18 protein-coding genes and 3 pseudogenes are annotated in these 22,428 nt (G+C 72.2%); 7 read left to right on the top strand and 14 right to left on the bottom strand.

All coding sequences use genetic code 11. The features are described 5' to 3' along the window. Positions 1 to 116 precede the first annotated feature (116 nt). Genes OV079_RS10210 through OV079_RS10195 form a run of 4 tightly spaced genes read left to right on the top strand, consistent with a single transcriptional unit; the run spans position 117 to position 3,081 of the window. Complete coding sequence (locus OV079_RS10210; protein ID WP_267767849.1) at positions 117 to 1,175, top strand: hypothetical protein; 1,059 nt, start codon at positions 117 to 119, stop codon at positions 1,173 to 1,175. A gap of 1 nt (position 1,176) precedes the next feature. Then, positions 1,177 to 1,686, top strand: coding sequence for a PAAR-like domain-containing protein (locus tag OV079_RS10205; protein ID WP_267767848.1), 510 nt, complete (start codon positions 1,177 to 1,179; stop codon positions 1,684 to 1,686). Then, positions 1,583 to 2,344, top strand: a complete 762-nt coding sequence (locus OV079_RS10200; protein ID WP_267767846.1) for a hypothetical protein — start codon at positions 1,583 to 1,585, stop codon at positions 2,342 to 2,344. Before OV079_RS10205 ends, OV079_RS10200 begins: the two co-directional genes overlap by 104 nt. Then, the gene (locus tag OV079_RS10195) at positions 2,332 to 3,081 is read left to right on the top strand and encodes an SMI1/KNR4 family protein (protein ID WP_267767844.1); all 750 of its coding nucleotides are present in this window, start codon (positions 2,332 to 2,334) and stop codon (positions 3,079 to 3,081) included. Before OV079_RS10200 ends, OV079_RS10195 begins: the two co-directional genes overlap by 13 nt. A 114-nt stretch (positions 3,082 to 3,195) precedes the next feature. Here the strand turns inward: OV079_RS10195 and OV079_RS10190 are convergent, their stop codons facing one another. The 6 genes from OV079_RS10190 to OV079_RS10165 form a co-directional block, all read right to left on the bottom strand. Further along, on the bottom strand, positions 3,196 to 4,176 hold the full coding sequence (locus OV079_RS10190; RefSeq protein WP_267767842.1) for an oxygenase MpaB family protein: 981 nt from the start codon (positions 4,174 to 4,176) through the stop codon (positions 3,196 to 3,198). Positions 4,177 to 4,303: 127 nt separating this feature from the next. Further along, positions 4,304 to 4,603 (bottom strand): hypothetical protein, encoded by a 300-nt coding sequence (locus OV079_RS10185; protein WP_267767840.1) that lies wholly within the window; start codon positions 4,601 to 4,603, stop codon positions 4,304 to 4,306. Positions 4,604 to 4,762: 159 nt separating this feature from the next. After that, positions 4,763 to 6,028, bottom strand: coding sequence for a hypothetical protein (locus OV079_RS10180; RefSeq protein ID WP_267767839.1), 1,266 nt, complete (start codon positions 6,026 to 6,028; stop codon positions 4,763 to 4,765). A gap of 61 nt (positions 6,029 to 6,089) precedes the next feature. Beyond that, the gene (locus tag OV079_RS10175) at positions 6,090 to 7,364 is read right to left on the bottom strand and encodes a hypothetical protein (RefSeq protein WP_267767838.1); all 1,275 of its coding nucleotides are present in this window, start codon (positions 7,362 to 7,364) and stop codon (positions 6,090 to 6,092) included. A 177-nt stretch (positions 7,365 to 7,541) separates the two neighbouring features. Next, the gene (locus OV079_RS10170; protein WP_267767837.1) at positions 7,542 to 7,883 is read right to left on the bottom strand and encodes a hypothetical protein; all 342 of its coding nucleotides are present in this window, start codon (positions 7,881 to 7,883) and stop codon (positions 7,542 to 7,544) included. Beyond that, positions 7,835 to 8,098: a hypothetical protein gene (locus OV079_RS10165; protein WP_267767835.1), complete on the bottom strand. Its 264-nt coding sequence runs from the start codon at positions 8,096 to 8,098 to the stop codon at positions 7,835 to 7,837. Before OV079_RS10165 ends, OV079_RS10170 begins: the two co-directional genes overlap by 49 nt. Here OV079_RS10165 and OV079_RS55700 point away from each other — a divergent pair. Both OV079_RS55700 and lon read left to right on the top strand, forming a co-directional pair. Next, positions 8,070 to 8,438, top strand: coding sequence for an LON peptidase substrate-binding domain-containing protein (locus OV079_RS55700; RefSeq protein ID WP_338089062.1), 369 nt, complete (start codon positions 8,070 to 8,072; stop codon positions 8,436 to 8,438). The two genes, OV079_RS10165 and OV079_RS55700, sit on opposite strands and share 29 nt — an antisense overlap. Then, positions 8,435 to 10,558 (top strand): endopeptidase La, encoded by a 2,124-nt coding sequence (gene lon / locus OV079_RS10155; RefSeq protein WP_267767832.1) that lies wholly within the window; start codon positions 8,435 to 8,437, stop codon positions 10,556 to 10,558. Before OV079_RS55700 ends, lon begins: the two co-directional genes overlap by 4 nt. Positions 10,559 to 10,647: 89 nt before the next feature. On the opposite strand, the gene OV079_RS10150 is transcribed toward lon, so the two are convergent. The 8 genes and pseudogenes from OV079_RS10150 to OV079_RS57575 all read right to left on the bottom strand — a co-directional run. Beyond that, positions 10,648 to 11,010, bottom strand: a complete 363-nt coding sequence (locus OV079_RS10150; protein ID WP_267767831.1) for a hypothetical protein — start codon at positions 11,008 to 11,010, stop codon at positions 10,648 to 10,650. Beyond that, positions 10,986 to 14,237 (bottom strand): hypothetical protein, encoded by a 3,252-nt coding sequence (locus OV079_RS10145; RefSeq protein ID WP_267767829.1) that lies wholly within the window; start codon positions 14,235 to 14,237, stop codon positions 10,986 to 10,988. The genes OV079_RS10150 and OV079_RS10145 overlap by 25 nt, the downstream gene beginning before the upstream one ends. 317 nt (positions 14,238 to 14,554) lie before the next feature. Continuing rightward, on the bottom strand, positions 14,555 to 16,168 hold the full coding sequence (locus tag OV079_RS10140) for a DUF3857 domain-containing protein (RefSeq protein ID WP_267767826.1): 1,614 nt from the start codon (positions 16,166 to 16,168) through the stop codon (positions 14,555 to 14,557). Between the two features lie 379 nt (positions 16,169 to 16,547). Further along, positions 16,548 to 16,895, bottom strand: a pseudogene (locus tag OV079_RS10135) (tetratricopeptide repeat protein); the annotation flags it as partial. Positions 16,896 to 17,467: 572 nt separating this feature from the next. Next, complete coding sequence (locus tag OV079_RS10130) at positions 17,468 to 18,367, bottom strand: hypothetical protein (RefSeq protein WP_267767825.1); 900 nt, start codon at positions 18,365 to 18,367, stop codon at positions 17,468 to 17,470. A gap of 95 nt (positions 18,368 to 18,462) precedes the next feature. After that, a pseudogene (gene acs, locus OV079_RS10125) lies at positions 18,463 to 20,417 on the bottom strand (acetate--CoA ligase). Positions 20,418 to 20,801: 384 nt separating this feature from the next. After that, positions 20,802 to 21,365, bottom strand: coding sequence for a DNA-processing protein DprA (locus OV079_RS10120; RefSeq protein ID WP_267767824.1), 564 nt, complete (start codon positions 21,363 to 21,365; stop codon positions 20,802 to 20,804). Positions 21,366 to 21,424: 59 nt separating this feature from the next. Then, positions 21,425 to 21,517 (bottom strand): annotated as a pseudogene (locus OV079_RS57575) (hypothetical protein); the annotation flags it as partial. A 343-nt stretch (positions 21,518 to 21,860) separates the two neighbouring features. Between OV079_RS57575 and OV079_RS10110 the strand changes: the two are divergent. Continuing rightward, a complete protein-coding gene (locus OV079_RS10110) occupies positions 21,861 to 22,418 on the top strand; it encodes a hypothetical protein (protein WP_267767821.1) in 558 nt (185 codons plus the stop codon). Positions 22,419 to 22,428: the final 10 nt, after the last annotated feature.

The raw sequence follows: 22,428 nt of genomic DNA, 5'->3' as shown, positions 1-22,428 counted from the left end.
GTGGGGATCGATCTCGATGAGCATGGTCTCGCTCTGCTCTGGACGAGCGCACTACGACCCCCTGCGCTCGTGGTCGACTACTTCGACTCTGAAGAGCTCGCTTTTCGGAGGCCCACGTGAGCGTCGAGGTGGTCGCAATCGCGGCGCGCACCCCGGTAGGATTGAGCGCCGAGGCGAGTGCCGCGGCGGTCCGGGCACGGATATCACGCGTCGCCGAGTTCCCATTCGTGGCGAAGAACGGTGAGCCGATCCGCGCTGCCGCGGACGGCAGGCTCGATCGCCGGTCGCACGGCCGCGAGCGCATGCGTGTCCTCGCGGGCACGGTCGCCGAGGGACTCGTGCGCAAGCTCTGCGGCACCAAGCCCTACCCTGGCCCGTGCAAGCTTCATCTCGAGTTGCCCGAGCATCGTCCGGGCTTCCAGAGCGCCGACAGCGAGTGGGCCGCCGCGGCGATCGTCACCGCAGCGCGCGCGAGCTTCCCTGCCCTGCATGCCCGGGTCTCGCAGCGCGGTCGTGCCGGTGCCGGGGCAGCGATCGAGAGCGTGTTGCATGAAGCCGAAGAGAGCGACGAGACGCTCCACCTGGTGATCGGCGTCGATAGTTATCACCACCCAGCGACACTCACCTGGCTCGAACAGCGGCGAATGCTCGCGGGTCCTGATGTACGCGCGGGTCTTTTCCCCGGCGAGGCGGCTGGCGGGCTGGCGCTCATGCACCCGCGCTTGCGTTCGCGCTTGCGGCTTCCGCCGCTGGCGGTCGTACGCGGAGCGGGGAGCGCGACCGAGGAGCTCGGGCGTGACTGCGATACCGGGACTTTCGGCCACGGGATGAACACGGCGCTGGCTCGTGCCCTCCGAGGCATGCGGCTTCCCGAGCAGGCGCCCGACACGGTCTACCTCGACATCAATGGCGAGCGGTACCGGAGCGAAGAGTGGGGCTTCGTAGCCTTGCGTTCGGCCCACGCGCTGCGCTCGCTCGACTACATCGCACCCGCCGACTCATGGGGCGATGTCGGCGCGGCGAGCTTACCGCTACTGGCTACCCTCGCCGTCCAGGCGTGGGCCCGCGGCTACGCGAAAGGGCCGCGCGGACTCGTGATGTGCGGCTCTCTCGGTGGACTGCGCGGTGCGCTCGCGCTCGAAGATCCGCGCCTCGACGAACGAAGGAGACGATGACATGACCGTGAGCGTCAACCCGCCGAAGACGCCGGTGACCAAGGGAAGCAACGGTGTGGCGGCCGCGACCACACCGAATGTGTGCAAGATGCCAGGGCCGCCGGCACCGTTCGTTCCGACGCCACTGCCCAACATCGGCAAGAGCGGCGATTCACCGAAGGGTTACTCCAAGAAGGTCACCGTCGAGGGAGACAAGGTCGCCCTCCAGGGAGCCAGCTTCGGCTCGACGGGCGACATCGCCAGCAAGGGCACCGGTGGGGGTTTGCTCTCCGCGAACACCCACGGCCTCACGAAGTTCGCAGGTCCCGGTTCCATGGACGTCAAGTTCGAGGGGAAGAACGTCCAGCTCCTCGCCGATCCGATGCTCAACAACTGCGGCGCAGCGGGCAGCCCCCAACGCTGCGACGATGCTCGGCGTGGTCCAGGCTGCCGGCGTCATTGCGATCGAGGCGGGCAAATGCCCGGTTTGCGGCAAGGACCACGGCGAGCTGAAGGAGTCGAAGCCGAGTAAAGCCGACGCGGGCACGTTGGCTCAAAACTTCAAGCGCGAGACCGAGGCTACCGTCGCCCGCGGGCTCGCCATGACGCCGAAAAAGAAGGCCTACATCAGTCCCACCATGCTGGGCGTCGTGCATTGCAAGTGCGGAAACAAGTACGCCGACCAGTCGGCGATGACGACCATGGAATTCGCCCGCGCCGCCGATTCGGCCGGCATGACGCACCGTGACGCGAGCGTTTCGTATCTCGACGGTGCGAAGGTGCTGGACGAGAAGTACGCGGACAAGATCGGCGCCGTCAAAACCGGCCTCGAAGCTCGACTGGGCGCCGCCGCTGTCGAACCGGTATGGAGGATCGCGGGCGAACGCGCTGATGCGAGCCTGGCCGGAGGCCCGACCGCCTATCCTCCGGGCACCTGCGCAGCCCAGGGTGCCTTCTTGGTGATGCTGGAGAACGGACACAACATCGCCACCGCGATGACCGAGCAGTGGTATCACCCGAAGGAGCAGCCGACGAAGGGCAAGGTCGACTTCTGGGATGAACGAGACGGAGCCCGCAAGCCCGGCTCGGAGCCGTTCGCGCACAATTCGACGGTTCCTCCCTGCGGGGCCTGCGAACTGATCGTACCGCTGCTGTTCTGCAGTGAGGAGAAGACCGAGTGCCGGGGATAGAGTCCGACATCGAGCGGTTGCTGCTGCGCCTGGTGCCGGGCGCCGATCTGCACTGGCGCGGCGCTTCCGATGAAGAAGTCGCGCAGGTGGAGGCGTCTGCCGGTCACCCGTTGCCTCGCTTCTACCGCTGGTTCTTGACGCGCATGGGCCATGACATGGGCCCCCTGGCCTACCCCAGCATCGACTTTTCCGTGCAGCGCGTCCTGGATTGCAGTCGAGAGGGGCTGTTTCCGCCGAGCACGCGTCACTTCATGATCGGCTTCGTGACCGAAGAGGCGATGCCGCTGCATATCTTTTACGACTTCGCGCACCCCGCCCGCGACGACGCCCGAGTGACGCGCCGACATCCCCTCGGCGGTCCTTTCCACGATCGCTTCGAGACGCTGCACGACATGCTCGCCTGGGGCGCCCTGCTGCGCTTTCGCGTCCATGAAGCCGCGCAGACCTGCACCGGCTCGCTGCACGACGAACTGGGCGACGTCGCGGTGCGGCTCGATCCCGTGATGCGGTCGCTCGGCTTCGTGCCTCCGTACACGGCAGGTTCGCACTGCTCGCTCTTCGAGCGGGAGGACATGGTGATGATCACGACCTCGTCCAGCCCGGCCGAGGCGCCAAGTCGGCATGTGTTCAGGCTCGCCGGCCCCGACCCCGCCATCCTGCGCAGCGTGCTCGGCACGATCATCGACGAAACCCCGCTGCGCCTCGAGCAGCTCGAGTGGCGGCCGCCCCTGCCGTGATCCACCGCGGCCGCAGGCCACCCGCGGATCGCGGGCTGAGCGGCGGCCGACACATCTCGCTTCAGAGCATGACCATGACTCCCAGGACAGGTCCTCCGGGACATGTGGCCGAGATCATCGCGACCGCGGGCTGAGCGGCGGACGATTCCGGCCCCGCCGCGCGTTCACCCCGAACCGGTCGCCGCGGCCGCCGGCGGCGCCACGCGGGCCAGCAGCGCCTCCTGGCGGCGCTGGCTGAGATACAGAATTCGCGGGCAAGCCGAAGCGCAGCGGCGCCTGCGTCGACGGGGCGTCCTTCGCCGGGAACCGCTCCGCCACCGCCGCGGCCGCGCGCACCAGCATGCGATCGACTGCGCCCAGGTCGTACTCGGCCCCGAGCTGCAGCTTCGCCCGCACCGGCGCTGGCACGATCGACACCGCCGCGCGTGCGACGGCCCGGTAGAAGAACCCGAGCGCCCGCGCCTGCCCCTTGCCCGTCTTGATGATGGTGAGGAACTCGTCGACGATCGGGTGCGCCTCGAAGCGCGGCGCCAGTCGGTGCATCATCGCCTCGAAGTCGGCCTCGCTCGTGAGGACGTTCTGGACCCCGTAGAGCCGCGCCACCGGCCCGCTCTCGGCGAAGTAGCGGCGCCGGTCGGCGGCAGACACGGGCGCGACGAAGCGGTCGTAGGCGGTGAGGAACCCGTACACCGCGGTCGCGCTGACCCAGTCGAGCAGCTCCGTGTCGAGGGCGCGGTACGGTTCACCGGCCGGCGTCGCGCCGTTCACCTTCGCGTGCAGCTTGTTGACCCCGGCGATCACGCGCCGCGCGGCGCTCTGCGGCCCGTACGCGCCGACCATCGCCGCGATCGCGGTCCTGCGCGAGCGCCCGACCGGGTCGGCCTTGTACGTCGAGTGGTCCCACACGCCGCTGCGGATCCGCGGATCCGCGAACTCGAGCAGCACCGCCGCCACCCCGCCGATCGCCAGCGCCACCGGATTTTTATAAATCCGCCAGTGCACCGAGTCCGGCCCGACGAAGCCGGGCTCGCCTCGCGGGTTCGCGTAGTCGATCCGCCACCCCATGTACTGCGTCTGCGAACCCCTGGAGTCCATGCCGCGCCTCCTCGCCGGCGATCGTATGACGCTTCGCCCGGCCGCGGGCAAGACGCACCGCAAGAACGATCGCGGGGCGACAACGAGCGGCCCGCTTGGAGCTCCGGGAGCCAGGCCGCAGCCGCGGTCAGGCCAGAGAGGAGTCGTTTCGGCCCGTCACGGCCTCGAACAAGGTCCGCAGGCGACCGACCTCGACTCGACAGTTCGGCCTGGTCACCTCGAGTGCGTCGAAGAAGACCGCGTCGAGGGTCCGCATGCGCCTCAGGTATTGAATGACACCAAAAACAAAGCCTTCGAAGCTCTGCCCAGGAGTCAGCGAACACAAGACGGCGGAGCCGTAGGTATCTGCGAGAAAAATTTCCAGCTCATCCCGGCTGAAGCATTGGACGAGCAACTTCCGCAGCTCTGTTTCCGGAAAAGCCGACACTCAACGAGATATATTCTCGTCGCCGGGAAGCATCAACAAAAATCTGTAATCCAATACATTTTGGGACTCTTTGGTTCGGCGCGAAATCGCCTCAAGAAAGAAGAGGGCCCGCGCCGGAGCGGCGGCGGGCCTCACGTCGCGCCTGGAGGCGCCAAAGCCTCAGAAGTTGAAGCCGAAGCCGAAGCCCTGCATGCCGCGGCTGAGGATCGGGCCGCCGCGGACGTTCTGGATCCGCGACACCGACTTGAGGCTCTTCTCGGTCTTGATGAAGTCCTTCGCGTCGGTGCGGTCCTGATAGATGATGACCGCGAGGACGCCGGCGAGGAGCACCGTGGTGAGGAGGGCGACGTCGCCGCCGATCAGGCGGTTGCGCATCGTGTTGCCCTTGTCGGCCACGTCGGCGGCCATGCGGGTGTACTCGTCGGACTGCAGCGGGTCGGTCTTGTCGAGGCCCGAGTTGTTGAGGTCGTCGAGCGCCGACTTGTAGGGCCCGCGGGCCGCGAGGCCGAGCGAGTAGAAGATGCCGGTGGTGAGCAGCGCGCCGGCGGTGAGGCCGAGGGCCACCCACGCGCGGGTCTGGAAGTAGCCGAAGGTCGGCCCGCGCTTGCACACCGGGCGCAGGTCTTTCGGGTCGTCCTTGTTGACGCGCGGCTTGGCCGGGCCGGTGCGGCAGAAGTCCTTGAAGTCCTTCTTGAGGTCGACCTGGACGTTGCTGGTGTCGATGAGCTCGCCCTGGCCGGCCGCGACCTTGCCGACGGCGTCGTCGATGGCCGCCTTCTCGGCCGCCAGCTCCTCGGGCGTCTTGGCCGGCTCGTCGAGCTCGGCGAGGATCTTCTGCTCCTCGGCCGTGGCCGAGGCGGCGGGCGTGCGGTAGTTGTTCAGGTTGGCGACCATCGCCCGCGGCAGCGCGAGCGGGAGGATCAGGTCGTCGGGGTTGAGCGACGGCGTGAACTCCTTGACCTTGGCCTTCTTGGCGACGTCGTAGATGACGATCGAGCTCGCGCCGGTGGGACCGCCGACGTTGCCGTAGATTAGGTAGTCGTAGACGGTGCCGGACTTGGCGGCGCCCTTGTTGAGCCACTCGATGACCTTGCCGACGCACGCGTCGGCCCCGCCCTTGCACTTGACCTTGCCCGCCGCGCCCTCGATGTCGAGGGCGACGCCCTTGACGTTGTAACCGGCGGCGCTCATGTCGGTCAGGATCTGCGAGCGCAGCGCCTCGGCCGACGCCGGGTCGCCGCTCAGGCGAAACAGACCGATGGTGTTGCCGGTCGAAGCAGGAGCCGGCGCCGCGGCGAACATGCCGAAGGACGCCGGCGAAGCCGCAGCCGCGGGCAACGGCGAGAAAGCGAGCGCCGCACAAAGGACGCCGGTGAAGGCGCGGAGGAGCGGCGACGGGCGAGACGACGTGATGGCTGCGGTCATGTGCGGGTCTGGGAAGCGCGGGGATGATAGCGGTCTGGTTTTGGCCTGAGAAGCCCCAGGATCATGGCCGAGGCGCAGGGGTCGCAGAATCCGACGCGGAACGGACCCGCGGGACCAGCACCAGACCTGCGAGGGTGATCAGGACCCCGACGCCGAGGGCGATCCACAGGGTCCGGTTCGACTGCGCCGCCAGGGTCTGGCGCCCGGCCACGACCACGATCACGGCGGCCAGCAGGTGCTCGGCGATCGCGGGCCAGCGCCGCCCGCCCGGCACCGCCAGCGCCAGGCCGGTGCCCGCCATCCACGCCATCGCCGCGGCCGGCGCGAGCAGGGCGGCCGCCCCCGACGACATGCGCGACAGCACGAGCAGCGCCGCCGGGACGATCACCGCGAGGAGCGCCAGACGGGCCGCCAGCACCGGCCTGCGCGGCGCCAGCGCGGAACCCGCGAACCGCACCACCGGGCCGAGCAAGGCCGCCAGGAGGCCGACCAGCAGCGCGACTGCCGAGGCGGCGACGACCCCCTCGGCGACGTCGACGCCGAGCCCGCTGCTGCGGTGGAGCCCCTCTCCCAGCCCGGCGATCACCCCTGCCAGGGGCACCGCCTGCGCCGGACCTGTCGGCGGCGTCAGCTCCGGCGTCCACCAGGTCGCCGCCGCCAGGCTGCCCGCGAGCCCCAGGGTGCCGGCGACCACCGGCAAGATCCGCGGGACCAGCCCGCGCCAGCCGCTCCTCGTCGCGGGCGCCGGCCCGGCCGCGATCGCGGCGTGACCTGACCCGAGGGCCAGGAGCGCGACCCACGGCGCCAGCGCCCACGGCACCTCCCAGGCGGCCGGCCGGGCCCAGCTCTCGACCTGTACCGAGAGACCTGGCGCGAGGAGCATGAGCGAAAGGACAGCCGCGATCGCGGCCACCGCCCCGCCCCAGCGCGACAGCCCGGCCGCGGCCCGCCCCCTGGGCCCGCAGGCGGCCAGGAACACCAGGCCGAGGGCGATCCACGCCCACGCCCGCAGCTCGCCGGTCACCCGCTCGCGCGGCCACCCGAGCGCGCGCCCGAGCGACAGCCGCGGCTGGCCGAGCACCTCGGTGTAGCCGGTCCAGCGCCCGGTCAGCCCGAGCCCGGCGCTGGCCTCGGAGCTGTACTTGTCGGGGCACATGCGCTCCATCACCGCGTCGGGCTTGCGCGGGCGCGGGTCGTTCGGCGCCCCCGGGCACACGAACTCGACCCGCGAGGCGCGCCCGACCCCGCCCGAGGTCACGTGGAGCCGCGGCTCGGTCGGCGCCTCGGACGGCCGGTCGAGCCGCTCGCGCGCCTCGGGCAGGTCCTCCGCGGCCACGGTCGCCTCGGCGAACGCCTTGTACGCGCGCCGGCCCGTGCTCGGCGTACTGCAGCTCCGCGATCTTCTGCAGGTCGCGGGTCAGCGCCTCGGCCAGCGCCGCCGGCCCGTAGCCCTTGCTGCCGTCGGGCTCGACGTAGTCGTTGATCGGCAGGTCGAACGGGCCGTAGCCGTCGATCACGATCGCGGTGGTCTGGAACGGGTGGATGCCGAGGATCGGCCCGCCCCACGTCTCGCCGCGCGCGTGGGCCCCGGCCGCCTCGAAGCGGGCGCCCCAGGCCCCGGCCGCGAATGTCCCGAAGACCAGGGCGCAAGGACAAGTCCTTGCGACCATGTCCTTCGGACCAGGGGCAAGATCGCCGCCGCGAGCACGGCCGGCGCGGCCGCCCACAGCGCCGCCGGATAGGCGACCACGACCCCGGCGATGGCCCGCGCGGCGACGGTGGCGAGCGGGATCGCCGGGGCCAGGATCAGGGCCGCCAGCGCGATCCGGCGCGCCTGCGGCAGCGCGGCGACCACGGCCGGATCGGGGCTCCCGGGCCGCGGCGCGCGACCAGCACGAGCACGCCGAGGCCGACCAGCACGGCCGGGACGAGGCCCCACGTCAGCGGCACCGACAGGCCCGCGACCAGGCCGACGCCTGCGGCGACCGCGACGCCGCCGAGGTCGGCCACGGCCGGCGCGGGCCCGGACGAGGGCGGCACGATCTCGGAGGCGGCAGGGCCCGCGGACACGCGGCTCTTTTACCAGAGCGGCGCGGCGAGGCGGCGCAGATCGGCTAACCTCCCCGCCGATGTCCTCTCCCGCGATCACCGGGCCGCTCCCCTCCTGCCCCTGCGCGGCGCCATCATCCTGCCCGGCGCGACCCAGCCGGTCGACCTCGGGCGCAGCTCGCCGGCCATGCAGGCGGTGCGCGCGGCGCAGGACCGGGCCCGCGGCGGCGCGGGGCGCGTCATCGCCGTGCTCCTGCGCGACACCTCCGCCGCCACGCCCGACCTCGATCAACTCTACCCGGTCGCCATCGCCTGCGAGGTGGTGCAGGTGCTGGCGGGCACCCCGGCCGCACCTCGGTGACGCTGCGCGGGCTCAGCCGCGTGCGCGTGCACGACATCTACCCCGAGCGCGACTACCAGATCGCCGAGTTCGACGCGGCCGCCGAGATCGTCCACGAGCCGACCCTCGCCTACGCGCTGGCCGGCGCGCTGCAGGACCTGGTCAAGCAGCACGACGGCCTCCAGCCGACGGCCGCGAAGTCGAAGGCGCGGGCGCAGGCGCAGGCGACCATCCTCGCCGAGCGCTCGCCGAGCCTGATCGCCGACCTGTCGGCCGCCCACGTCGAGCTCGACGGCGACGAGCGGCTGGCGATCCAGCAGGAGGTCGACGTCGTCGTCCGCCTGCGCAAGGTCATCGAGCTCATCAGCCACCGCACCAACGTCCTGCAGGTCAAGCGCGACCTCGACCGCTACGTCCGCGAGCACCTGTCGAAGCACGAGCACGACGCGCTGCTGCGCCACAAGCTCAAGGCGATCCAGCACGAGCTCGGCGAGTCGGAGGGCGAGGCCGAGGAGCGCGCGCTGCAGGACCTCGAGCGCCGGCTGCAGGCCGCCGAGCTGCCGACCGACGTGCGCGCCGCGGCCGACCGCGAGCTCGGGCGCCTGCGGCGGATGAACCCGCAGAGCAGCGAGGCGACCACCTGCCGCACCTGGCTCGAGTGGATCGCCGACCTGCCGTGGAGCCCGGCGACGCTGACGGAGGACAAGCTCGACATGGGCGCCGCGCGGGCCCTGCTCGAGGACAAGCACTACGGCCTGCAGAAGGTCAAAAAGCGCGTCCTCGAGTACCTGTGCGTGCGCAAGCTGGCGCCCGACAAGCGCGGCCCGATCCTCTGCCTCGTCGGCCCGCCGGGCGTCGGCAAGACCTCGCTGGGCCGCAGCATCGCCGACGCGCTCGGCCGCCGCTACGTCCGGATCTCGCTCGGCGGCATCCGCGACGACGCCGAGATCCGCGGCCACCGGCGCACGTACATCGGCGCGCTGCCCGGGCGGTTCATCCAGGCGATGAAGCGCGCCGGCAGCAAGAACCCGGTCATCGTCCTCGACGAGATCGACAAGCTGGTCGGCGCCAACCTGCGCGGCGACCCGGCCTCGGCGCTGCTGGAGGCCCTCGACCCCGAGCAGAACACGGCCTTCCACGACCACTACCTCGGCGTCGACTACGACCTGTCGAAGGTCATCTTCCTGTGCACCGCCAACGACCTCGGCACGATCCCCGGCGTGCTGCGCGACCGCCTCGAGATCATCCAGCTCACCGGCTACACGATCGAGGAGAAGCTGGAGATCGCCCGCCGCCACCTGCTGCCGAAGCAGCGCCAGGAGAACGGCCTGGCGAAGGTCGCGGTCGAGATCCCCGAGGACGTGCTGCTGACGCTGGCGACGCAGTACACGCGCGAGTCCGGGGTCCGCAACCTCGAGCGCGAGCTGGCCTCGCTGCTGCGCGACGTGGCCATGCAGATCGCCGAGGGCAAGCAGCCGAGCCTGGTCGTCGGCGCCGACGAGGCGCTGCGGATCCTCGGGCCGCCGCGCTACTACGACGAGCTCGCGGCCAAGGAGCCGTCGCCGGGCCTCGTCACCGGCCTCGGCTGGACGCCGACCGGCGGGACGATCCTGTTCGTCGAGGCCACCCTGACCCGCGGGACAGGTCACCTGCGGCTCACCGGCAAGCTCGGCGAGGTGATGAAGGAGTCGGCCCAGGCCGCGCTCAGCCTGGTGCGCAGCCGCGGCGCCGAGCTCGGGGCCGACGCCGCCGTGGTCCGCGACCTGATGAAGCACTACGACGTGCACATCCACTTCCCCGCCGGCGCCGTGCCCAAGGACGGCCCCTCGGCGGGCATCGCCATCTCGACCGCGCTGGTGTCGCTGTTCTCGCGCCGGCCCGCGCGCGTCGACGTGGCCATGACCGGCGAGATCACGCTGCGCGGCCAGGTGCTGCCGGTCGGCGGGATCCGCGAGAAGGTCCTCGCCGCCCACCGCGCCGGCATCCGCGACGTCATCCTCCCCGACCGCAACCGCAAGGACGAGCCCGAGATCCCCGAGGCCGCCCGCGCCGACATGCGCCTCCACTACGTCAAGCACATCCGCGAGGTCCTCGAGGCGGTCCTGCTGCCGGCCGAAGACGCCGAGGCCGCCGCCGAGTAACCTGCCTCTCGGGGCATGCGCGAAGGGCCATGACCGTTTGGTCATGGCCCTTCGACATGCCCTGCAGGACACGCGGCCCTGCCCCGGGCTCACTTGGCGCGGATGACCTGGTCCTCGGCGGCCTTGATCTTGCGCGTGTAGTCGACGATCTCCGGGTAGCGGGCGGCCTCGTAGGTGCCCGTCACCAGGGTCGAGCGCGTCGTCATCTTGATCTGGCCGGGGCCGAGCTGCTTGACGGTGCGGCGGTAGGTGCCGAACGGGCCCTCGATCGCCTCCTCGGTCGGCGGCGCGGTGAAGCCGGCGCCGTCGAGCTTGATCGTCAGGCTGGCCTCGAGCAGCGGCGCGTACGGCATCGCCCAGCCGGTCTTGCGCTGCGGCAGCGAGGCGTAGTTGAGGCCCATGTTCATCGGCACCGAGTTGGCGCGCATCAAGAGCTCCCCGCCCTGCTGCACGATCGCGCCGCGGACCTTGGCGGTGAAGCGCAGGCGCAGCGGCTTCGGCAGGTCGAGCTTGTGCTCGATGTCGAGGTCGACCAGCTCGGCGCCGGAGCCGACCAGGATCGCGCCGAGCTCGGCGCGCTCGAAGCCCTCGTTGATGCGGTCGGCGTCGAGCGTGCGCAGGCCCTCGCGCCAGGCCGCGGCCTCCATGCCCTGCAGCTCGATGGTGCCGCGCAGCTGCCGGTGCCGTCGCGCGCCAGCTCGAGCTCGAGGTCGTAGCTGCGGCGGTCGGCCAGGCTCGGCGGCGAGGCCGGCAGCTTGACCGGGCCCGGCGCCGGCTCGTCCTCGCCGAGCTGCACCCGCATGCCCTGGGCCTGCGACAGGCCGGGCATCAGGTAGCCGATCGGCAGCACCTTCGAGCTGGTGAGCACCATCGTCGGCGCCTTGCCGCCGGTGTCGACGGCGAGGATCGGCACCTCGTAGTTCTCGAGCATCGGGCTGCCGCCGGGCAGCGGCTTGAGCGAGAAGTTGTCGCGGACCAGCCACAGCTCGGAGCGCACGCCGGCCTCGCGCAGCAGCACCTTGAGCAGCGTCAGGCGGTTGCCGCGGCGGGCCGACAGCGTCGCGGTGGCCGGCGCGGTGATGTCCCCGGCCTCCTCGATCTCCTCGACCACCCACGACCACAGCGCCTGCAGCTTGGCCTGCGGCGAGCTCGCGTTGCGCGTCAGATTGGTCGCCAGGGCCCGCAGCTCCGGGTTGGCGCGCTGGCCGGTGTAGATCCGCAGGCCCAGGCTGGCGAGCCACTTGTTCGGGTCGACCTCGGTGTAGACGCGGACCGACGGCACCTCCTCGAGGATGTGTCGCATCTGCGGCTCGACGCCGATCCGCTTCGAGCGCTCGACCTTCCATGTCTTCAAGACCAGGTCGGTGCCGGTCAGCGTGCCCTCGACGGTGGCCGGCGCGCCGGCGCGCCGGTCGACCTTGATCGCCACCGACTTCGGGTGCGCGACCAGCAGCTCCGACACGTGGAACGGGGTCTCGGCAGACTGGAAGCGGAACGTCGTCAGGTCGATGTAGCCGGGCAAGAGGCCCAGCGGCTCGCGGTCGAGCAGCAGCTCGTACTCGACGCAGTCGCCGATCTGCAGGCCGCGCAGGCTGAGGCCGCTCTTCTCCGGGATCGACTCCGGTTCGAACACGGTGCCGTCGGCCTTGATGGTGTGCAGGGTCAGCACCTTCGCGCCCTCGGGCGGCGTGATCTCGCCGTAGCGATCGATCGCCTCCTTGCTGCGCAGCTCGATGATGGTGTGGACGATCTGGCGCTGGCTGCCGTCCTCGTAGACCCGGATCGCGCTGCGATCGAGCACCAGCACCTCGCTCGCGCCCTCGTAGTCGGTCGGGCGCGGGGCCGCCTCGGCGCCCGCAGGAGCCGCGACGGCGAAGTTGCCGGCCCGGTACGCCGCGACCAGCGGCACGCCGTCGACGCGCAGCCGCTGCAGGTCGTCGGGCATCCCGAGACCGGCGGCGATCGTGTGCAGGGTCGAGCTCTGCGGCGCCTTCTCCAGCGCCGCCTTCACGCTCGCGCGCGCGGCCGCGGGGTCGCCGGCGCGGGCCTGCAGGTCGGCGGTGGCCACCAGCGTGCGCGCGCCGAACGGCCGCAGCGCCAGGATCTTCTTGCGCCACGCGATCGCGGCCGGGTAGTTGCCCTCGGAGATCTCGAGCTCGGCCAGCTGCTCGATGACGTCGAGGTCGTCGGGGGTCCGCTCGAGCAGCTTGAGGAGCAGCGCGCGGGCGTCGGCGTTGCGGCCGCGGCGGAACGCCAGGGCCGCGCGCGAGCCGGTGGTGCCGGCGCAGCGCTCGAGCTCGATCGCCAGCGCGTCCTCGCGGGCGACCTCGCTGCGCCGCTGGGCCATCGTGCGCTGGGCCTTGAGCACGGCGCAGGCGCGCGGGTGGATCGCGGCGGCCCGCGTCAGCGCGGCCTCGGCCAGCGGCTCGTTGCCGCGGGCCAGATAGGTGGCGAAGCGCACCAGCTCGCCGGGCACGTGGCGCAGCGCCTTCTCGGGCAGCGCGGCCAGGGCCGCCTCGACCTCGCTGATCTCGTTCTTCTCGAGGTCGAGCTCGAGCAGGCGGACGCGCGCGCGATCGAGGTCGGGCGCGAGCCGCAGGGCCTCCTCGATCGCCTCGCGCTGGCGCGACGTCGAGGCCGTGCGCTCGCGGGTCGGATCGGCGATCTCGAACGCCGCGACCAGCACCTGGCCCTCGGGGAAGTCGGGCCCGTAGGCCTGCAGGTTGCCGGTGTAGCGCTCGGCCGCGTCGGAGTCGCCCTCGGCGAGCGCGTCGGCGGCCGCCAGGTAGGCGCGTAGCGGCAGGTAGCTCGGCCCCGCCAGCGGCCCGCGGTCGGCCAGCAGCTCGTGGTGGCCGACCCGCACCGGCTCGCCGGTGAACGGGGTGGACGCCGCCGGGCCGTCGGCCGTGGCCGCGATCGGCTTGCCGGCGGCGTCGGTGGCCCGCACCAGCACCCAGGTCTTCTCGCGCGCGGCCGCGGTGTGGACCTCGAGCCGGTGCGGCCCGGGCGCGACCTTGAGCTGCAGCAGGTTGTCGGCCGCCGGCCAGCGGTCGCTGCGATCGCTGCGGAAGATCGGCTTGCCGTCGAGGTAGACCCGCATCGGCTCCTGGCTCGACAGGCCGAGGACGAGGCTGTCCCCGGGGACAGCCAGGCTCGTGCGCATGCGCCTCACCCCGCCGCGCGGCGTCAGGTTCCACGTGCGCACGGCGCAGGCCAGCGGCGTCAGCACGGCCGTCGGATCGGCCTTGAACTTGTCTGTCCCGGAGGACATGTCCTTCGCGGCAGCCCGCAACTCGAGCGCCTCGAGGCTGCCCTCGACCGGGCCGACCGCGAACGCGCGCACGCAGCCCTGCTGGTCGTAGTACTGCAGGTAGGGCTGGTCGAGGCGGCGGGCGATCTGGGCCCGCAGGCTGACCAGCGGCTGGACGACCTCGACCGGCAGACGGCCCTTCGCCAGCTTGTCGTAGAAGCGGACGAAGTCGTCGTCGTCGTCGGGCAGCTCGCCGTGGTTTTCGCCCAGAAGGCGCGCGGCCAGCTCGGCCAGCCCGGCCTGGACGCGGCGGGCCTCGGCGTCGGCGCCCGGCGCGGCGTCGGCGCCCGGCGTGGTGGCGCCGACGATGAGCGCCTGGGCCATGCTGCGGGTCGTCTTCAGGTCGAGGCGGGCGTCGGCGAAGATCATCCGCGAGGCCTGGGCGACCGGGTCGCCCTTGGCGGCCAGGCGGTCGAGGATCGGCCGCGCCTTGTCAGGCTGTTTGAGGAACAGCCAGTGCAGGTGGGCCGCCTCGCGCCAGGCGGCGTCGTCGTCGGGGTGCGACTTGACGCGGGCCTCGAGCGCCTTGAGGCGGGCGCGCGCTGTCCTCGGTGTGCGGCTCGCTGGTGCCCTGGCGCGGCTTGCAGGCCGGGGCGGCGGCGGCGAGGAGCGCGGTCGCGATCAGGGCTGCACGAAGGGACATGCGCGAACGAACAGGGTGGAAGGGCAAGGTGCTCCGGGACATGTCAGTTCGCCCCTCGCGGCTCGGGGCGGAGCTCGAACGCCTGCTCGAGGGCGCCGTCGACCTGGCCGAGGAACTCGCGCAGGGCGCGGTAGTCGGCGGCCTTGAAGCGGTGGGTGCGGTACTCGAGCTCGGTGCGGACCTCGACGCGGTCGCCGCGGCCGGCGACGTCGAGGGTGAAGCGGGCGAACGGGGTCTCGAACGACTTGCCCGCGGGGGACTGGCCGAAGGTGTAGCCCTTCGGCGCGGTGACCTCGATGACGTTGACCTCGGTGGCCGGAGCCGCCATCACCAGGTCGTGCTCGCGGGCCGCCTGGCCGGCGAGCCCGCGCTGCAGCCCGGTGCGGTGACCGAGCACGTTGAAGCGCAGCACGTCGCCCTGGCGCTGGGCCCACGCGGGCACGCTCCAGGCGCTGCGGATCTGGACCGGGTGCAGCACGTCGCCGATGTTCGGCGCCTCGAGCTCGCGGATCTCCAGGCCCGGGAACTGGCCGCCCCACACCTGCGTCAGCCGCTCCTTGCGGTTCTCGGCCGCCTGCAGCGCGCTGCGCCACGAGGCCGCCGAGGCGCCGGTGACGGTGAACAGGTGCTTCACGTCGGCGCTGCCGTCGGGCTTCAGCTCGACCGTCTGATGCACGATCTGCTTGTTGTCGCCGGGCAGGCTGACCGGGATGGTCTTGAACTCGGCGCCCTTGCCGTCGCGCACCACCAGCACCGTCGCGCCCTGGTCGCCGGTCGGCAGCTCCTCGGGCCCCGAGAACTCGGCGGTGCCGTCGAGCCAGAGGTCGAGGCTGGGGACGTAGGTGATGGCGTGGTTGAAGGCCGACAGGCTGGCCGGCGTGGCCCCGAGCGTGCCCTGGTCGCGGGTGCGCACCAGCACCAGGTGCGAGGCGATGCCGGCCTCGGCGAGCATGACCTTGAGCAGGCTCGCCTTGTCCTTGCAGTCGCCGAAGCGGCGGTCGTACACGTCGGTGGTGCGGTACGGCTTGAAGCCGTGGATGCCGAACTCGAGCCCGACGTAGCGCGTGGAGGTGATCACGTGCTTGTACAGCGCGCGCACCTTGTCGCGCTCACCTGCCCCTTTGGGCAGGCTCTTCAGGACATCCTGGACGGCGGCCTTGATCTTGGCGTCGACGACCAGCTGCTCCTTGACCAGGTTCCAGTACCAGCGGCCGACCGCGTCCCAGTCGCTGAAGGTGCTGACGTGGAGGTACTTGACCAGCTCGGTCCACCCGGGCATCCCGCTCTCGGGCTTGATCCCGCGGCGCTCGCCCATCGACACCCGGTAGCGCACGGTCTCCTTGGTGGGCCCCGGCTCCTGCTCGACGGGCTGGTTGAAGTAGAGCTTCCGCGACGACGGCGCCTCGAGCACGTACTCGCGCAGCAGCTGCGGCTCGAACCCCTCGAGCGGGACCATCTCGCCGAAGTAGTCGTCGAACTTGTTACGCAGCGCGGTGTCGCGGCGCACGAACGCGACCTCGAGCACGTCGCCGACCCGCAGGCCGCTGAAGTTCACCCGCTGCTGCCGCTGGTCGTAGAACATGCGGTAGCCGGCGTCGGTCAGCGAGACGACGGTGGGATCGCCGATCTCCTCGACGCGCCCGTCGGTCCGTCGCACGCGCGCGGCGGACGTCGACGTAGGCCTCCTCGGGGTCGTAGACCATGCCCTGCACGGCCTGGCTGCGGATCCCGCGATCGTCGAGGACGCGCACGACGCGGTGCTCGAGCCGCTCGGTGAGGCCGTTGGGCAGGACGCGCACGACGGTGCGGTGGAGCAGGACCCCGGCGTCCTTGCCGGCCCACGACTTCGGGGTCGGCTTCTTGGCCAGGGCCTCGAAGTCGACCGGATAGCGGGCCAGCAGGTCGTCCTTCTGGGTGGCGTCGAGGGTCGCCAGGTAGTCGCGCAGCTCGGGCTGCTGCGGCCGCAGGGCCAGCGAGCGCCGCACGCTGCGGATCGCCGCCGCCCCGTCGCCGTCGCGCGCGGCCAGGCGGGCGAGCGCGGTGTGAAGGTCGGCGTCCTGCGGCGCGAGGTCGACGGCCTCCTGCAGCGCGGCCCGGGCCTTCGTCAGGTCGCCGCGCGCCTCCTCGAGCCGGGCGACCTCGCGGAACGCCTCCGGCAAGCCGGGCACGGCGGCCGCGCGCCGGCGGCCGACCTCGGCGGCCGCGTCCGGCTTGCCGAGCCGCAGCTTGCCGTCGGCGATCTGCCGCGCCAGCCCGCCGTCGGTCGGCCGGTCGCCGGCCAGCTTCTCCAGCAACGCCAGGGCCGGCTCGGTGCGCCCGAGCTCGAGCAGGCGGTCGGCCCGGTCGCGCAGGAGCAGCGCCGACCCGGGGTAGCGCTTCAGCATGTCCTCGATCCACTCGAGCGCGGCCAGCGGGAAGCCGTCGCTGGACAGCCGGGCGGCCAGCATCAGCTCGATCAGCGGGTCGTCGGGGGTGATGGCGAACGCCTCGTCGAGCAGCGCCCGCCCGCGCTCCTCGAGGCCGAGGCTGTGGTAGCGCAGGCTCAGGTCGGCCAGCATCGACGCCAGCAGCGGCGCGCTGGCCTTGCCCTCCTTGCGCGCGCGCTCGATGCCGGCGAGCAGCGCGGTCCGGCTCGAGTTCTGGTCGGGGTCGAGGATCGCCAGCAGCTGGGCGCTGCGGGCGGTCTTGACGGCCTCGTCGGCCTCGCGCGCGCGGTCGACCGCGGTGCGATCCTCGGGGGCGAACGGCGAGGTCCAGCGGTAGAACTCGACCAGCGCGAGCCGGTCCGCGGGCCGCGGTCGCGAGCCCTGGGCGCGCGCCTCGAGCAGCCCGCGGAGGCTCCGGACCGGCTTCAACTTGGCCGGTGATTTTGCGCCTGATTTCGCGTCCTTGGGCCCCGATTTCTCACCTGACGCTTGAGCCGCTTCGGGCGGGCTGCCGCGGACCTCGAGGCCGGTCAGCGGGGCGCCCGACGGGGCGCTGACGCGGGCGTAAAACCCCACAGTCCCTCGTCGGCGCCGAGCTTGACGAGCAGGCGGTTCCACCCCGCCTGCAGGCGCATCGGGTGAGCGTCCTGGAGCGCGTTGGGCGAGTGGTAGCTGTCGGCCTGACCGACCGGGACGCCGTCGAGCCAGAGCTTGTAGGCCCCGGCGGCGCCGATGTGCAGGGCGGCGTCGACGGCCTTGTCGCTGCGGATCCACAGGGTCGCGTAGCCGGTGACGTCCGTGTCCGGCTGGAGGAGGTCGCCGAGGTTGACGAAGCCGTGGCGCGGCGCCTTGGCGTGGACGAACGCGCGCCACGGCAACGGCTCGCCCGGCAACTTGCCGACGAAGGTCTGGCCGGCCGAAAACGGCGCCTTCTCCGGCTCGAACTCCTGGTCGTGGCCGGCGCGGCCGCTGTTGTCGAACGGGCCGACGATCTGCCAGTCGAGCAGGTAGCCCTCGGCGCGGAAGGCCGCCTCGGCGTTCGGCGCCTGCCCCTGCCCCTCCTGCTCGAGCAGCTGGCCGCGCACGTAGCCGGCGTAGCTGGCGACCAGCGGCTCCCGGTGCTTGCGCGCGCCGTCGACGAAGGCCAGGAGCTCGTCGCGCGGGACCTCGCCGTGGAGGTCGAAGACCAGGCCGAGCAGCGCGAGGATGGCCGCAGGGCCAGGTTCGTTGCGGAGGATCGCCTTGCGGCGCTCGAACTCGCGGACCCATCGCCCGGGGTGGGCGGCGTCGAGGACGCCCGGCTTGAACAGCGGGGCCTGCGGCGGCGCGGCCGTGGGCGGGGTCGGAGCAGTGGACGGAGCGGCCGGTCCCGGGGCCACGGCGAGCGCGAGCGCGAGCCAGGCGTGGCGGGCGGCTGTGACGGCGAGCATGGGCGGCCCATGATGCGGGAGTTTTCCCCGGTTGCCACCGTTCGCGCTCAAATGCGCGAAGAGGTCGCCGCGCCCGGCCGGCGAGGCGCGCGTCCTCAACCGCGGCCGCGGGCGAGCGCGACGATGTCGTCGACCACCGCCGGCTCGGCCAGGGTGCTGGTGTCGCCGAAGCCGGACGGGTCGAAGTCGCCGGCCGCGATCCTGCGGAGGATCCGGCGCATGATCTTGCCCGAGCGCGTCTTGGGCAGCCTGCGGACCAGCAAGATCCGGTCGGGCGTGGCGATCGGGCTGATGACCTTTCGGACCTGTTCCTTGAGCGCGCCGGCCAGCTCCTCGCGGTCCCAGGCGTCGAACTCCGGCCGGGTGATGACGTAGGCGCAGATCCCCTGCCCCTTCAGGTCGTGCGGGAAGCCGACCACCGCGGCCTCGACCACGGCCTCGTGGGCCACCAGGGCGCTCTCGATCTCGGCGGTGCCGAGGCGGTGGCCGGCGACGTTGAGCACGTCGTCGACGCGGCCGGTGATCCAGTAGTAACCGTCGCCGTCGCGCCGGCAGCCGTCGCCGGTGAAGTAGTAGCCGGGGAAGCGCGAGAAGTAGGTGCCGAGGAAGCGCGCGTGGTCGCCGTAGATCGTGCGCGCCTGCCCGGCCAGTTGCCGGCGAGGCACAGGTTGCCGGCGACGTCGGTGCCCTCGAGGACCTTGCCGTCGTCGTCGACGAGCAGCGGCTGCACGCCGAAGAACGGCAGGGTCGCGGAGCCGGGCTTGCAGGCGATCGCGCCGGGCAGCGGGGCGATCAGGATGCCGCCGGTCTCGGTCTGCCACCAGGTGTCGACGACCGGGCAGCGACCGTCGCCGACGACGTCGAAGTACCAGCGCCACACGTCGGGGTTGATCGGCTCGCCGACGGTGCCGAGCACGCGGATGCTGTCGCGCCTGTACTTTCGGACAGGCTCGTCGCCCTCGCGGAGCAGCGCCCGCAGGGCCGTCGGCGCGGTGTAGACGATGGTCGCGCGCAGGTCGTCGACGACCTGCCAGTAGCGCCCGGCGTCGGGGTAGGTCGGGATCGACTCGAACATCACGGTGGTGACGCCGTTGGCCAGCGGGCCGTAGACGATGTAGCTGTGACCCGTGATCCAGCCGGCATCGGCGGCGCAGAAGTGGATGTCGCCCTCGCGCGCGTCGAACACGTAGCGGTGCGTGGTGGCGGCGTAGACGAGGTAGCCGCCGGTGGTGTGGAGCACGCCCTTGGGCTTGCCGGTCGAGCCCGAGGTGTAGAGGACGAACAGCGGATCTTCGCTGTCGACCCACTCGATCGGGCAGGTGGCGCGCTGCCGGACCAGCTCGTCCGCGAGCCACAGGTCGCGGCCGGAGACCATCTTCACGGCGGCGCCGGTCCGCCTGGCGACGAGGACGCAGCGCACGCTGTCGAGCCCGGCGACCGCGGCGTCGACGACCGGCTTGAGCGGCACGCGCTTGGGCCCGCGCAGGCCCTCGTCGGCGGTGATGACGACGGCGCAGTCGGCGTCGAGGATCCGCTCGCGCAAGGCCTCGGCGCTGAAGCCGGCGAACACGACCGAGTGCACCGCGCCGATCCGCGCGCAGGCCAGCATGGCGCACGCGAGCTCGGGGATCATCGGCAAGTAGATGCAGACGCGGTCGCCCTTCTTGACGCCGTGGGCCCGCAGCACGTTGGCGAACCGCCCCACCCGCTCCTGCAGGTCGCGGAAGGTGATCGTCTCGTACTCGCCGGGCTCGTTGCGAGCCCACAGGATCGCCGGCCGATCGGGCGTGAGCGCGGCGTGGCGATCGACGCAGTTGTAGCTGACGTTGAGGCGACCGCCGGTGAACCACGCGATCTCGCCGGGCCGCTCGTTGGCGTCGCAGACGGCGTCGTACGGGCGATGCCAGGCGATCCGGGCCGCCTGCTCGCCCCAGAAGCCGGCGGGATCGTCGATGCTGCGGCGGTACAGCGCCTCGTAGGCGGCGCGCGAGGACACGAGGGCGCCCTGGGCGAACGCAGGCGGCGGTGGGACGAGGATCGACTCGGACATCGGCCGCAGGATAGCGGCTCGCCGCGGCGCGCGGAGGATTTGGCGAAGAACGGCGCTCGCCGGGGGCAAACCCGGCGCGGACGCGGTGCCGCCCGGCGGGTCGGCTCGGGCGCCGTCAGCGACCGGCGACACGACCCCGGGACCGAGGCGCCGCGCGTCGACGTCGGCGTCGATGCGGGCGACCAGGCTCGACAGGCTCGAGCCGGCATGGCCGTCGATGCGGCCGAGGTACACGTCCTCGATGCTTTGAATGCGGAGATCGACGCGCGTCGGTCGCGACCGTGCGTGGAGGAGCACGCTCCGCCGACAGCAGCCAGACCCGAACACGAGCCCGCGGCGCCGGCAGGTCGACGCGCCGCGAGGATGCCTGACCTCCGCGACGGCTCAGCCCACGCGCCGGTAGCGGCCGGGCGGCGACTCGACGATGAGCCCGAGGCGCTGCGCCGCCAGCAGATCGACGAGTCGGTGCAGCGGATCGGGGACGGCGTCGAGGCTGAGGCCGCGCGGACCGGCGGCGGCCAACGCTTGCTCGAGCCAGGCTAGCTCGACCGGGAAGCGGCGCGGCGACGGGGCCTCGCCCGCCAGCCAGGCCGCGAACGCCGGCGCGAAGGCGTCGGGCTCGCACGGCAGACCCGTCGCCCCGCGCGCCGCGAGGTCGGCACAGCCGGGGCTGCCGAGCACGACCGCGAGCCGCCGCTTGCGCTTCAGAGCGAGCGCGCCGGTGCCGTGGCTGCCCGAACGCGCCGCGGCCTCGATCACCAGCACGGCGGTCGCCAGCTCGACGACGATCGCGTTGCGGCTGGCGAACATCTGCCGGCACGGCTCGGTGCCGGGCGGGTGGCAGAAGAGCAGGCCCGAGCCCGGCGCGGCGGCGATCGACCTGTACCATGGGACATGTTGCGAGGGATAGGGCCGATCGGCGCCGCACGGCAGGACGGCCAGCGGCACGCGCCCGTCAGCGCCGCGCGGTGGGCCGCGATGTCGACGCCGATGGCCCCGCCGGACACCAGCGCCAGACCTGCGGCCTGCATGGCGGCGAGCGCCGGGCCGAGCAGCGCGAGGCGATCGCGACGAGCCGCGCGACTGCCGACGATCGCCACGCGCGGACCGGGGGGCAGCGCGCCGGCGAGGAAGAGAGGACCCGCGGTGGCGAGGCCGAGGTCGATCGAGGTGACGGTTCGCGTGGTGAACACATGGAGTAGTCGTTCGCCGGCCGCCTGCTCTTGCACGAGGTCCGCCCACGAGCTTTGGGAGGCTCGGACGTTTCGCGGGATCGTGCGGTCGCCCCGCGGCCGGATCGGCGTTGCGAGCGCGTGTCCGACCCCTGACAGGGATGTCCCGACCGCGGGCCACCCGCCGCTTTGAATATATTCATCATGCCGGAATCGTTGATGATTTCACGGCTGCTCGGCGCGCCCGTGTCGTGCATCGCCGTTCGCTGTCATGGCCCGTCACGTCAGCCTCCTGGTCACCCTCCTCGCGCTCGCTCCCGCCTGCGCCGCGGACACCACTGGCACCTATCTCCAGGCCGGCGACGACGGCGACGGCGACGACGCGGGCCCGGACCCCGACGAGAAGGAGGCGATGGAGGAGCCGTTGCCGCGGCAACTGCTCGAGTGCGAGCTGTCGGTGCCGTGCGAGTTCCCGTTCTTCGGCGCCGGGCTCGACGCCAGCCTGAAGCCCTCGGCCTTCAGCCCCAGCGATCTCTGCGTGTTCACCAGCCTGGCGCGCGGCGAGCCGGGCCTCGTCGAGACGGTGGCCGAGTTCAGCGACGCGACCGCGCGCCTCGACTACGCGATCGTCGGCCCGGGCGTGGCGCTGCGACAGGCCTCGGGCGAGAGCGACGCCGGCGGCCGCTGGCTGAAGGGCGTGTACCGCTGCGAGCTGCAGCCGAGCGCCTTCTTCCTCGACTGCCTGCAGGCGCCCTCCGCGGCCTGCCTCGACCCCGAGCAGTGGGTCGTGGGTTGCGAGCCTCTCGACAACTTGGTCTGCCCGGGCTAATCGTCCCCGG

This window comes from Nannocystis pusilla, assembly GCF_026626665.1.
Classification (GTDB): domain Bacteria; phylum Myxococcota_A; class Polyangia; order Nannocystales; family Nannocystaceae; genus Nannocystis; species Nannocystis pusilla.
This window is presented reverse-complemented; position numbering and strand designations above follow the sequence as displayed.

Bases quoted from the DNA above. Each gene is read 5' to 3' on its own strand.
- OV079_RS10205 (WP_267767848.1), top strand. From the start codon at position 1,177: ATGACCGTGAGCGTCAACCCGCCGAAGACGCCGGTGACCAAGGGAAGC.
- OV079_RS10200 (WP_267767846.1), top strand. From the start codon at position 1,583: ATGCTCGGCGTGGTCCAGGCTGCCGGCGTCATTGCGATCGAGGCGGGC.
- OV079_RS10190 (WP_267767842.1), bottom strand. From the start codon at position 4,176: ATGGACTCCAGGGGTTCGCAGACGCAGTACATGGGGTGGCGGATCGAC.
- OV079_RS10180 (WP_267767839.1), bottom strand. From the start codon at position 6,028: ATGACCGCAGCCATCACGTCGTCTCGCCCGTCGCCGCTCCTCCGCGCC.
- OV079_RS10145 (WP_267767829.1), bottom strand. From the start codon at position 14,237: ATGATCTTCGCCGACGCCCGCCTCGACCTGAAGACGACCCGCAGCATG.
- OV079_RS10130 (WP_267767825.1), bottom strand. From the start codon at position 18,367: ATGCTCGCCGTCACAGCCGCCCGCCACGCCTGGCTCGCGCTCGCGCTC.
- OV079_RS10110 (WP_267767821.1), top strand. From the start codon at position 21,861: ATGGCCCGTCACGTCAGCCTCCTGGTCACCCTCCTCGCGCTCGCTCCC.